9 protein-coding genes are annotated in these 13,274 nt (G+C 42.7%); all 9 read right to left on the bottom strand.

Translation table 11 applies throughout. The features are described 5' to 3' along the window. Nucleotide 1 precedes the first annotated feature (1 nt). On the bottom strand, nt 2–748 hold the full coding sequence (locus FS373_RS18650; protein ID WP_152830223.1) for a PP2C family serine/threonine-protein phosphatase: 747 nt from the start codon (nt 746–748) through the stop codon (nt 2–4). 4 nt (nt 749–752) lie between these two features. Beyond that, nucleotides 753–1,430, bottom strand: coding sequence for a vWA domain-containing protein (locus FS373_RS18645; protein ID WP_152830221.1), 678 nt, complete (start codon nt 1,428–1,430; stop codon nt 753–755). Nucleotides 1,431–1,773: 343 nt separating this feature from the next. Continuing rightward, nucleotides 1,774–3,162: an McrC family protein gene (locus FS373_RS18640; RefSeq protein ID WP_152830219.1), complete on the bottom strand. Its 1,389-nt coding sequence runs from the start codon at nt 3,160–3,162 to the stop codon at nt 1,774–1,776. Then, nucleotides 3,152–5,311 (bottom strand): McrB family protein, encoded by a 2,160-nt coding sequence (locus FS373_RS18635; RefSeq protein ID WP_227992984.1) that lies wholly within the window; start codon nt 5,309–5,311, stop codon nt 3,152–3,154. The genes FS373_RS18640 and FS373_RS18635 overlap by 11 nt, the downstream gene beginning before the upstream one ends. A 13-nt stretch (nt 5,312–5,324) precedes the next feature. Then, nucleotides 5,325–8,621, bottom strand: coding sequence for a type I restriction endonuclease subunit R (locus tag FS373_RS18630; protein ID WP_152830218.1), 3,297 nt, complete (start codon nt 8,619–8,621; stop codon nt 5,325–5,327). Nucleotides 8,622–8,796: 175 nt separating this feature from the next. Further along, on the bottom strand, nt 8,797–9,555 hold the full coding sequence (locus FS373_RS18625) for a hypothetical protein (RefSeq protein ID WP_152830216.1): 759 nt from the start codon (nt 9,553–9,555) through the stop codon (nt 8,797–8,799). Then, entirely contained in the window at nt 9,555–10,328 is a 774-nt protein-coding gene (locus tag FS373_RS18620; protein WP_152830214.1) for a hypothetical protein, read from the bottom strand. Before FS373_RS18620 ends, FS373_RS18625 begins: the two co-directional genes overlap by 1 nt. Before the next feature lies 1 nt (nt 10,329). Beyond that, a complete protein-coding gene (locus FS373_RS18615) occupies nt 10,330–11,553 on the bottom strand; it encodes a restriction endonuclease subunit S (protein ID WP_152830212.1) in 1,224 nt (407 codons plus the stop codon). After that, entirely contained in the window at nt 11,543–13,156 is a 1,614-nt protein-coding gene (locus FS373_RS18610; protein WP_152830210.1) for a type I restriction-modification system subunit M, read from the bottom strand. The genes FS373_RS18615 and FS373_RS18610 overlap by 11 nt, the downstream gene beginning before the upstream one ends. Nucleotides 13,157–13,274: the final 118 nt, after the last annotated feature.

The following is a 13,274-nucleotide window of genomic DNA, read 5'->3' as shown; positions in this document are numbered from 1 at the left end:
ACTATTCCCCGGAAATAAGGATTATCGTCTTATCATCGTCGGTGCGTTCGCAAACCGATGGACTGGCAAGGAAGGTGGCTAACTTCCCAGAAAGCTCGACAAGGCGCCCCTCACCCGATGCAGCATCAACCGGACGAATCATCGGATCAAAAAATCGGGGATGCGCAGCATGTTCATGCTGTGACAACGCCAGATCACCTACACCGTCAGAGAATAAAGCGAATGCATTGTATATGGGCAAGAACCTAGTGATGTTCAGACGCGGTTGGGGCTCATCGGTGACAAAGTAGGTGCTGGACGCATACTCACCATTCTCAGGCCAGCAAATCACGTCCCATTCACGACCTTTCCTCCCGACAACAGCACTATCGCCAATGTGCAGCGTGACCACTTCATCTGGTGTAACAATAATTGCCGCCAATGTCGCAGCAAACTGCCGAGAAATGGTTTCACGACGCATTGCTATTGCCGAAATCTTGTTCCGAAGCTCATCAATCCAATTCACCAAGTCTTGATCGCTCGGCAACTCGGAATTTTTATGAAACCATTCACGCAATCTAACTGAAAGGAAACGACAGGTTAGCCATGCGCCATACGCGCCAAATCTGGCACTACCAGCACCATCCGACACAATTGCTATAATGCAACCATTGCCCAATTCCAAAATGACGTAGGCATCCTCTAGTCTACCGCCATTTTGAATGTGGGACGTTCCGATTACGGACGCCGACGCCCACCGCCAAGTCATGGTGTCACCCTGCTACCGCCCAACCATCTGGTGCGGTCGGATTTTCGAGAGGAATTGAATCACCTGGATTGGACTGCGATACGGCGCTAAGCGAATTAGATAACCATTGGAACAGCTCCTTAAAAGCCAGCCCTTTCAGTTTGAGTGGTTGACGGGTGGCGATTTGACCAAGCACCGCCATATCTGCTTGCTCCACACCAACGGCGTAAAACATGAATTCCTTTCGTGCCTCGCCTTGGTGAACGCGCAGTTTAGCCTCTTCCCAACGGTCAGTAGGGGCGCCATCGGTAATCAAGAACACCCATGGACGATAATATTTCACGCCATTATCTCGGTAACGGCCCTTCCGCTGACTGAGCAAATCTAGTCCGGCCACAATCGCCTCGCCCATCGGCGTTGCATTGTCAGCCACCAGCGTTTCGGGATAGAAGTGATCCACTGTAGCAAAGTCGGACTTGACTTCCACGGGCCCGAAAGTGACTACCGCGAGTTCCACGCGCTTTGCAGCCATAGGATCATTCATCAGTTCCTGACGCAAAGTCGCCAAACCTTCGTTCAACTCAGAGATCGGCGCACCACTCATTGAATAAGAGGTGTCCAGCAGCAAAATTACTGGGCAACGCTGTTCGGGATTTTCCGCGAATTCTGCATCGCTAAATGGTTGTTGATCTAATTCATCCATGTCTATACCTTAATTCATTAATCATCGGGGATACGCTCTGAGGCTATTACAGCTCCATAGTTTAGGCACATCATTAAGCATAAGAAGCTTCAAGCAACTGGCTGCTATACACATAATTTGCTCGCATACTCGGTACCGTAACTAACTCCCATGACAGGCAAGCTACCGTCCGCTACATCAGGATAATACCTATTATAATAATCAGTTTTTTTACATCATGCTGCACAAAATTTTTAATTTATTGATTTAAAGTGGTTAAATAAAGAAGTAATTTTAAATACCCTTCCTTATCCCCTTAATTGTTGACAGAGGCTTAGATGAAGCCGCCAGCAATGTAGTTAGCTTATTCTATAGCTTTGATGCGGATAGATACGGTATTACTTTCCTTTGCCATACAAGGCCACCTAATCCCTACAGTATCGTCTGTATTAATAATTTCAAACGGAACAACCCACAACCTATGTCTATCCCCCAACTTAAATGGACTCAATAATGGTTCATTAAAGTTATCTTGGCTTGGATAGATCAATACCACATCCTTTCCAGCATTGGTGTCTGCCAGATATTTTTTCGCATAGGCAAACAATTGATAAATATCTGATTGAGAGATATTCGAATTACTTAACTTGGTATCGAGAAGTTTCCATTTGGTATCGAGTACAATTTGATTACTCTTCCCTTGTTTAACTACCAAATCTGGTCGCAAGCTAAACTTATCTCGACCATCATAACTAGCTAGATACTCACCAGTAACTTGTGAACTAATGGTAAGCTCAGGGTGTGTCACCGCTAGCTGCTCTTTTAATACTTTAGCAACGTAGTCTTCAAACACCTTCTCCATAGGAAATAGCAAAGAAACTGCGTGTGAATCACCTTTCATGCTTTGTGGAGATAAGCCCTCTAATATCAGCTTGCACCACGCAAGTGGTACTTGATAGTAGCTCATCCCTCTATCGAGCTTCACTTTGGTAAAATCTGACTTGTAATCACTGCTTTGAGGGACTTCATTGAAGACAAACTCAAGTTCTTGGAGTAGTTTTTGATTGACGGCAGTGCGACTGATGGTTTTTACTTTTAATAGAGCCGAGTGAAGTAAACGATTAGCAGGGCGATCAAGGAGGAACTCATCATATTCACAGTAGAATTTGTGTTTGTTGATGTAATTACGCTTAACCTGCTTACCTACATTGAGCTTCCCCTTCAAGAAAGCTAGGTTATCTTCCCTGCGAACATAATCACTCCTCAAGCCCCGCTTCACTAGTACATTAACCGATTTTAAAAACTGGCTAATAAACACTTCCAACAGTGGCATTTTCTGGCTAGCAATATTCGCGCTTGAGGTTTGAATATGAGAAAAGCCTTTTAAGGCTCTCAACATAACTAATAATGATTTTCGGGCCTTTTCATAAGCACTTTCACTATTGTCTGCCCCCTCCCCTTTAAAACCCTTACCAACTTTAGGTAGTACTTCAATTTGGGTTCTATCCGGTGTAAATATCACCCCTGCGTAGTTTTGGACTTGCAGGACTTCCATATTACGGCGACGACGTAGCTGCAACAGCTTACTTTCACTCTCATCACTTAAACAAAGGGATTTTAGGTACTCATAAGCTTTATTTGAGACCACCTGAATATGCGAATAATCAGATGAGTCATAACCTGATCTGGCTGCATTGTCATCACTGACTAAACAATCAAATTCAAATAGGGTGATTTCTTTCTTAGCCCTCAACGACTTCGCCCTTCACGCTTTTAGCGGAATAAATACCAATATAGGCTTCGACTTTATCCCATATAGAATCTTTACAATCAAACGGCTTCATTTGATAAGTAGTTTTACAGTCCTCATAAAGCTCTAAGCCGTGCTCACCACCAAACAGCTCTGTATATGACTCCTTCTGAACCTCAAGAAGTCGTAGGCTCTCGTTATCACCTATTTTTAAACTATCACCAAGAACCAAGCGTATCTTGTTCCAGTCTTCGTAGAAGTACTCTTCAAGGAGAGGAATTATTTTATTCTTAAAAGCCTGTTTTAGATGGGTAAATGCAAGCTCGTGCTTACCAGCCTTTGCCGCATTGTAGGCTGGAAATAAGAATGCATGCCCGAGAGTGTGTTCACGGTCATATAACACTTCGATTCGTTTGTTTAGTGATTCAAGTAAGGATTGTAAATTGATCTGCTGTTCTTGCCATTTAATATGATACACGCTAAACAAATCTGCTCTGGGCATCATTTCGACGAAATCGAAACGACGGCGTAGTGCAGTATCCATCATCGCTAAAGAACGATCTGCAGTGTTCATCGTGCCGATAAGGTAAAGGTTATCGGGGACAGAAAATTTATCAGGAGCAGAGAGCTTATCGTCTGGACGAGATAATGAAAGCTGAAGCTCCAGCTCCTCATCAGCACCTTTTCGTTTTGATGGTTCAATCAGAGTAATTAATTCACCAAATATCTTAGATATGTTGCCTCGATTTATTTCGTCGATAATTAACACATAGTTTTGACGTTTTGTCGCTGGTTGCTGTTCAGTTGCCACCAGCCCCTTCAAGTAACGAACTAGCGGGTTGTAGTAAACACCAAGTCCGGAGGTGTATTCTCGCGAGCCTTCAAAGATATCCTTCAATGTTTTTATACTGAGGGTATGGTCTTTTTTGCCATTACTTTTCTCAAAGAAAATGCGTTTTGCGTTAAAGTCCACGACATGAAAAGACGTTTGAGACATTGTAATTTCAAGGCTGTCCTGTTCAGCTAACTGTTCTACGAAAGCTTGCCAACATAGCTCAAAGTTATGAACTTTTGATGCTGCCTTTTCAGTCGTGTGCTTAGCAGCTTCATCACATATTTGTCGGAAGATCCCTTTCTCTACATCGTAAGAGATTTCACCATCTTCCGAGTTTGCTTTTAATCCCTCTACAAACTCTTCATAGCCATAACTTTGATGGAAGGTCACAAATCGAATTCGACCTGCATCACTCAACGTTCTGTACATTTCAGTAAGTAATCGACGTTGTTCTTCATTCGCGCCCAACTTAGGTTCAATGCCAAGGTCAGCATACTCATCAGGCTCTGCTGCTTTTACCGCTGCTTCAATGGTATGGTAAGTTTTACCCGTTCCTGGTGGGCCGTAAAGAATTTGATTCAATGGCGACGTGATATTTTGGTGAGACACTAAATTTCCCATTGAATTTCCTTTAATAGAGGGCCCTGAACGAGCGAACAAATCATCTAAGCTCATGCCGTAATAGGGTTGCAATATGTTGCCTTCAAATAAAGCTAGCTCTGTCTTTTCCTGATACAACTCACCAATAGTATTGTTGTAGCTAGGCGACCAGCCTTTCTTCACCCCTGTGTATTTTTTTAACTTAGGCAGTTCATTAATGACTTCATACTTACGTAACTGCCACTCCAGCCCTAATGGGGAGCTATCATCGGGTACTATATGGTTTGTCACCCTTACCAGAGCTTTTACGTACCCACTTCGATAAAGGCTGACTATATCGCCAACCTGAACTTTATCAGAAAATATTTCCCCTTGGCTTTTTGCAGTATCTCGGTGAACTGTAATGTAATGGTTTTCATCAAGCCAACGTGAGTAGTCATCGGAGATTTCTCCTGTGCCATGTGAAACCTTCCAAATAGTAGGTAACCGACTTAGCGGATCTTTGTTCACCAACTTATAGCCCTCTTTTCTAAAATATTTGGCTGCATCTGAAGTGTGGCATTCTTTATGATGCACATTATGTATAAGGCTATAGAGGGTCTTAGCTGGGTACAGCTCCCCTTCAATCTCTACAAAATGTTTAAAATCTTTTTCGTAGTAGCCATCTTTGTTTAATTGAACAATAGCATCGCTAATAGTGCGAACTTCAGACTCCATGCCAACTATTTCCCTAATTATTCTTCTTATAATTCACAGCCTGCTCTAGCACGCCTTTGTACACGTCATCATTTGCGACTGGTGGAAACCCGTATTTGTGCAGCAGCAAAATCAAGTCCACTTTCAACTTGGCTTTAATGTCATCACGCCCTGCCCAGTCTGGGTATTGAGCTACATTGTCTACCGTGGTTTTCATCTCTTTGGCGAGTTCTAACAGCTTGTCATCATCGTAGGTGAAATCGTATTTCTTACGCATGTGCTTCAAGATATCAAGGAATGCCTTTTCTTCTAAGTTGATACCTAAGTCTTCAAATGATCCCATCTCTTTTGCAATATCAAAGATGATGTCAGTCATCTCTTGTGTGAAGGTATCGAACTCTTCGCCGTTCAACACGTCATCTTCACGGCGCTCGTTATATTGCTCCACCAGCGATTGGAAACGCTTTGAAAAGTTAATACCTTGCAGTTGGTTTACTTTTTTAAAATCGCTTATCGCCTTTTCTAGCAACTTTTGCAGTAGCTGAATCTTAGTGTTTGGTAACTTAATCTTATTGATACGTGCCAAGTAATCTTCATCAAAGATATCGATAGCTTCGGCTTGCTCATCACCAATGGTAAAAATCTCTTCTACGCCATCAGCTCGTAGTGCTTCAGCCACCAGCTCACGCACACGCTTATTCATTTGCGCCGTATCAGGGGCATCACCTTTGGTTAATTTGAAGATGATAGAACGAACGGCAATGTAGAAATGGATTTGGTCACGCTCTTGCTGTGATAACAGTTCACTACCACAACAGACATCATAGGCAGCTTTCAGGCGACTCACTAAGCCCATAAAACGGGTTTCGCCTTTCTTAGTTTGAAGAATGTATTCTGCTGACTGATTGAGGCATTCCAGTTGCTTGCACGGCTCTCCAGTGTAGTAACCTGATGTATCAAACTTATGGAACATCTGCCCAAGCAAATCAAGATGGTTCTTCACCTCAACGACTGATAACCGCACATCTTCAAAGTTAGTTTCATCAGTCTTTGAATACATTGCTAGCGCTTGGTTCATGCGTGATTTAATGCCAATGTAATCGACAACTAACCCTTTCGCTTTACCTTCAAACTTACGGTTAACACGAGAGATGGTTTGAATCAGATTGTGTTTTTGCAGTGGTTTATCGATATAGATGGTATCAAGCTCTGGCACATCAAACCCTGTTAACCACATATCCACTACTATGGCGACTTTAAAGTTAGACTTCGAATTCTTAAATTGCTTATCAAGCTCTTTACGATAATCTTTAGTGCCAATCAAATTGTATTGTTCAGCATCATCATCTTTACCACGAGTCATCACCATTTGCATCATAGCAAGTGGCTTTAGCTCTTCCTTTTCTTTTTCAGTCAGCTCAACCCCGTCAATGGCAAGCTTTTCCTCAAACCATTCTGGCTTTAATATTTTGACTTGCTTATAGAAATCAAACGCAATCTCACGACTGGCGCAGACAAACATTGCCTTGCCTTTAATAGTAGCTCCTTCCTTTACGCGCCCTTCGTAATGTTCAACAAAGTCTTTCGCTAAGGCTTCAAGACGGTCCGGGTCACCTAGAATGGCGTTCATATTGGCAGACGCTTTTTTGCTCTCTTCTATTTGATGTTCATTGGTGCCTGCTTCCGCGCAAGCTTGGTAGTATTTTTCTACCTCTTCGAGCTTGCTGCTATCAAGAATGACCTTAGCCGCTCGCCCTTCATATACAATACGAACCGTGATTTCATCATTGACTGATTCAGTCATGGTGTAGCTATCCACTGCGTCACCAAACACATCAAGGGTCGCGTCAATTGGTGTCCCCGTAAAACCGACGTAGGTGGCATTAGGTAGTGAGTCATGCAAGTATTTAGCAAAGCCATAAGTCTCTTTCACGTCAACCGCTACGCCATCTTGGTATTTGATGACCACTTTCTTATCAAGGTTGACCTGTGAGCGGTGGGCTTCGTCTGAGATACAAATAATGTTGGTTCGCTCTGAGAGCAGTTCGATATCTTCGGTGAACTTATGAATAGTTGTTAGGAATACACCACCACTTTTGATGCCTTGCAGCTTGTCTCTTAGGTCTTGGCGACTCGTCACTGGCACCACCATCTCATCACCAATGTAATCAGAGGCATTACAGAATTGCTTGGAAAGCTGGTCATCTAGGTCGTTACGGTCGGTAATAAGCACAATGGTTGGGCTTTCAAAATCGATGCTTTTCATCAAAAGGCGCGATAGGAACTGCATGGTAAAACTCTTACCACAACCTGTAGCCCCGAAATAGGTTCCGCCCTTACCACTACCGTGTGGCTTACGCTCTTTGTCGATGTTGTAGTAAAGCTTACGTGCGGCGTAGTACTGAGGGTAACGGCAACTTATTTTGATCTCTTTCTTAGAGATATCAGGAAAGAAAACAAAGTTCTTCACCACATCAAGCAAACGAGTTTGATTAAACAAGCCTGCGATCATGGTGTAGAGAGAATTGATACCGTCTTTTTCAGTAGACTCGTTGCCTGTGACCTTACGCCATGCGTAGTAGAACTCGTAGGGTGCAAACAGGTTTCCCATTTTGTTGTTCACACCATCACTGATGATGCACATGGTGTTATAGACGAACAGCTTAGGGATATCACGGCGATAACGTTTACAGATTTGCTTCCAAGCGTCAAAGATTGTGGCATCTTTCTCTCGCACTGCGCTTTTGAACTCAAAGATTACCAGCGGCAGACCATTTACGTAGAGGATGCCATCAGGGATTCTGACCTGTTCATCAACACCCTCAATCTCTAATTGATTGACGATTTTGTAGATGTTGTTGTCAGTCTGCTCTAAGTCGCTAACCTTGCTTTCTGCGACTTGGTTATCTACTAGCGATGTTCTGGATTTATTCTCTAGCAGCGGGACAAACATCAAGCGTAATGCTTGTGCCAAATGTCCGGTATCAATCAGCTCGATGTAGAGATCTTTCTTCGAGCGGTCTTCACGCTTAAACAGAAAGCCATTGCTCAACCATTGGCAGAAGGTTTTATTACTGTGGTACAAATCACTGGCAGGCAAGGTTGAAAGCATACGAACAATGGTGTCGATTTCGCTCTCAGTAATATCATCGCCTTGATATTGCTTAGTAAGGTAGCTTCGCAAGTCATCCAAAATCAGCACTTGTTCTTTATCGCTTCGTTCACTTCCTTGTGAAAAAAGGTCACTACCAACAAAATGCGGGTAGCCCTGCTCACCAAGTAGTTCAATGATGGCTTCTTCTAATTTGGCTTCTGTAAACGTTAAACTCATAGTTTGGTATCCGTTCCTAGCACAACAGAAATGGGTTGCCCCCTGTGTGGTTTATTGAGCCACAGCGGAAAGGCTACTATTTGACAAATGGCTCTGTTACTCCACCAATGCTTAGGCTTGTTCTACTTGCAGGCAGTCTAAGTCGATTTGCCTAAAAACAAGTTAGGATTGCCTTTTATTTCTGCGCATTTAAGAGCCAGTTTTTAAGCGACACTCCATTACGACAGCTTGACGAATAGTAAATGAAGTCATGTCGGTCTTTGTAGACAACGCCTTTTATGTGAGGGTTATCTGCAAAGTAATTACAGCTGATTGGTGAACCAGACTTCGAAAGTAAGTTCATTTTGCTCTTAAGCACTGAACCGTTGCTAAATATCTCTACCACTGGCGATTCATCGAATAAAACTGATTCAACACGCCGTCCTACCAATGGAAGGTGACTTGTATCAATTTCATCTGTAGAAATCACGATTACACAATCATCACACGACTTAACAAGCTCAGACTGAAGATAGCCTTTGTATTGTTCTGATTTCTGCGAGAGCGCAGAAGTGAGCCGTCGCTCGAAATCTTCATCTCTTAAAGGTGCAGAGATCATCGTAACGCCACTATCAGCCTTACTCTGACGAACATCAGAATTAGGAACGTCATTGCCACTTTGTGGGCATATCGCTTCTAGCCAGATGACGCCATCACCTTTATGTTTTTTAACACAGAAATCAGGGCCATTATCTTTTGAGCTGATATCCAAACCTAGAGCAATTAGATAGTTGGCAAGCTCTAGCTCCAATAAAGATTGGTAAGGCATACTTTTGCATTGTGATTTAAATTTTGAATCCAAAATACCACCCTCATCAGGTATATATTTTGATACATACTCAAACAGTTCAGCTAGGTACGCCTTTAGTTTCAAATAGTCAGGATGTACATTCATTACTGGCTTACCTCATCAACTGCTAGCTCAATTTCGCCCAAAAGCGAGTTAGAATGCCCATTGCCGATACTAGTTTCAAAGAATTTAGTTCTTACAACTCCATCCCTGTAAAACCCTTCTCTAGTAAGGGAGTCTAAATTAGCATCGCAATGAGCCAGCACGCAAAAAAGCGCAGCTATAGCTTCAATTACATTTGTATAATTGACATGCGATTTCTTAGCCAAATCAAAGTCGTGTTTGACTTTATTGTAAGCAGTCCACCACACTGGAGTTTCATACCCCTTGGGATATCTAGTCCTATCGATGCGATAATCAGGATGACTATGCGGCAGCATTTTTTTTAACGACTTAAATGGATAATAGTTCGTGTGGCTGCCTTGACTTTTTTCCTGAAAATTAGCTGAGTGATAAAAAACGATCTCTTTTTTAGGAAGAGCAAACAACTCAGAATTAACGCATGAAAATTTGGGGAAATTACCAACAAAGCGATTACCATCTTCGTCAACTTTTAAGTCTGGTTTATTACTCTTTTTTTTGTCCCAAATTTTGGATTTGATTTCACACTCCCAAAGCTCGGATTGCTTCATACTGGACGAACTTGTCGCCATTTTCACCAAGTATGACTCGATTACTGGGCAAGCCTGTAGCAATAACAGAACTAATTTATGAGAGTAGATATTCTGGTGCTTGTCTGAGTAATCTATTACAGACAGGAACTTAGTAAGTTCGTCTTCAATACTCAAAAACAATGAAAAATAGTCTTCATATTTCATTCTAAAGCTCTACCTCACCACTTAATAACTTAGGAAGTAAGGTGTCACGTAGTGATTTAAGTGTTTTATTTTTCGCGTGATTCTGAGGAATTAAATCGTAGAATGGATCTACGATAGCAGAGAATGCCTGACGCAGTTCTACAGGTGGTACAGCCATATCCCAATTCATGATTGCGGTTTTATCGCCTCGTGGCATTTTTGCGCCTTTAGAAGTTCTCATCATGTATTCAAAGAACATATCTTGGTAGAGAAAATTCATGAGATACGAATCGGTGTTTGGTGTACAGGATTCAAATCCAAGGACATCATTTGAACGCCCACCGTCCCCCTCTGCTAGCCAAATCTTTTTAAAGTAAGGACGAATATTCGAAACTAGAATATCTCCAGTTTTGTATGCTGAAATCGTCTTAGCTATAGGTAGCTTCGATGCGGCAGTTACCCCTTTTTTGTCTGCGAGCATATTCTCAGTGGAGATATAGTTTTCCAGAGTAACGGTATCGATAGTGGTTCGAGCTGAACAATACTCAGCAACATCACTAAGTGTGCCAACTTTCCAGCCATCAGGAATCAAACCCAACTCAGACTCAACGAGCTTTTCTGGGAAAAGCGAGGCAACTTCTTTTGAAAGAAATGGAGCATTCATCCCTTTCGGCTGCTCGCCATTCATTTTGACTTGCTCTTTATTGCACATATTCTGACGAACGGGGTCGAAATCGACAAACCAAGATTTGAATAGTGTTTGCGCCATCTGTTCTAGAGTTTGATTGATTTGGTTGTTTAGGGTGATTTTTTTTTCAAATTCAGAAAGTAGCTTGGCTATCGCCCGCTGTTCTTCCTTCTCTTCAGTAGCATATACCTCAAATGGGTAAACAGCATTACGGTTTAGCGATTTCTGAGCACTACCTGAATTAAATTGATCAAAGTTAACCTGTTGCAAAAGGTAGTATATATACCTAACATCATTACCTTTAAAATCAGTTACATATAAACATGTGTTTAGTGGCCAAAAGTCACTTTCACTATAACTGACCACTCCCATAGAATTGCCACTTCTGCCAACAACAACACCCGGGCCCGACATCTTAACTTGGTTATGCCATCCAGTAAGTCCAGATGACCCCATAATAGGAACACTGCCTTCGGTTCGGTCCTGTGACGGAAGATCATGCCCCCTTTGAAGAGTAATAAGATTTCCTAAGGGAATATTTTTCCAATTACTCCCCATAACCCAATACCTCCAAATTGTGGCGAATAGTGTTATCTAGCTCTTGAGACTGATTCATTTGGCTGTATAGGGTTTGTGCAAGCTCACGCATCTTGGTTTCAAATGGAATGCCATCGTCTTCTACATCGGCTGCTCCAACATAACGCCCTGGCGTTAATACAAAATCGTGCGCATTAATGTCTGCACTAGTGGCTGATATACTAAAGCCTGCTTTATCCTCGTACTTATCTACTTTACCGTCACCGCGTTCAATACGCGCTTTTAGCTCAGCTTCATCACTACGCCATGCATGGTAGGTATCGGCAATCAGTGCGATATCATCTTTGGTTAGCTCTTTATTGGTGCGGCTAATCATGGTGCCCATTTCACGAGCATCAATGAACAGAGTCTCTTTTTCGCGGTTGCGGTAACCTTTAGTTTTGTTCTCTGTTTTATCTTTGGTGATAAACCAGATACACACAGGAATTTGCGTGGTGTAGAACAACTGACCCGGCAGGGCAATCATGCATTCGACACGATCGTTCTCGATAAGCTGCTGGCGGATCTCACCTTCACCCGAGGTATTTGAGCTCATTGAACCGTTCGCCAAGATAAAACCCGCAGTGCCTGTTTCGCTTAACTTAGATAGCATGTGCAAAATCCATGCGTAGTTTGCATTGCCCGTTGGCGGCGTTCGGTAGCCAGCAAAACGAGGATCATCGGTTAGCTCGGCATCATTACGCCAACCTTTAAGGTTAAACGGCGGGTTCGCCATGATGTAATCGGCTTTTAAGTCTTTGTGCTGATCGGCAAAAAAGGTATCCGCTGCACGTTCACCCAAATTACCTGATAAACCACGAATGGCTAAGTTCATCTTCGCCAGTTTATAGGTGGTAGAGGTAAGCTCCTGTCCATATATAGCAATATCTTTGGTGCGCCCTTCATGCTCTTTAATAAACTTTAAAGATTGAACAAACATACCGCCAGAGCCACAAGCTGGGTCATAAATTTTACCTTGGAAGGGTTCTAGCATTTCAGCTAGTAGCGTTACCAGTGACTTTGGCGTATAGAACTCACCACCGCCTTTGCCTTCGGTTGCTGCAAACTTACCCAAGAAGTATTCGTAAACACGCCCGACTAAGTCTTCTTCACTCATGTCGCATTCATTCGCCAGCGTGTCAATGTTCTCGATGGTGTCGATTAGTGACGCGAGCTTTTTAACTTCTAGACCTTGGCGCGAGAAATAGTTATCTGGCAAAGCATCTTTCAGACTAGGGTTGGTCTTTTCGATGGTCGATAGAGCAGTATCGATAATGATCGCAATATCATCTTGCTTGGCACGCGCTTTAACAAAGGACCAACGCGCCTCTTCTGACAAAAAGAAGATGTTGTCTTGTTGGTAGAACTCTTTCATCTCAACAAAAGCTTCTTGGCCATCATCGATCAGCTTCTGACGGCGCGTTTCAAACTTGTCGCTAATGAACTTTAAGAACACAAGGCTTAAGACTACGTGTTTGTATTCCGAGGACTCAACACTGCCACGCAGTTGGTTAGCGGTATCCCAAAGGGTTTCTTCAAAACCTTTGGTCTTGGCTGGTTTCTTTTTAGCGGGTGCTTTTGCCATGTGCTTTATTACTCTAATAATGTGGGCTACTGCAATTGTATGCAGTTCATGGCAAATGATTATATATGAAATTAAGTGAGTTAAGTTGATAAAGCTCCTATTTTAGGAGCCTTGTTAG

Source organism: Shewanella sp. YLB-07 (assembly GCF_009377275.1).
Note: the sequence above shows the minus strand (reverse complement) of the source record. Positions and strands in the feature narration are given on the sequence as shown.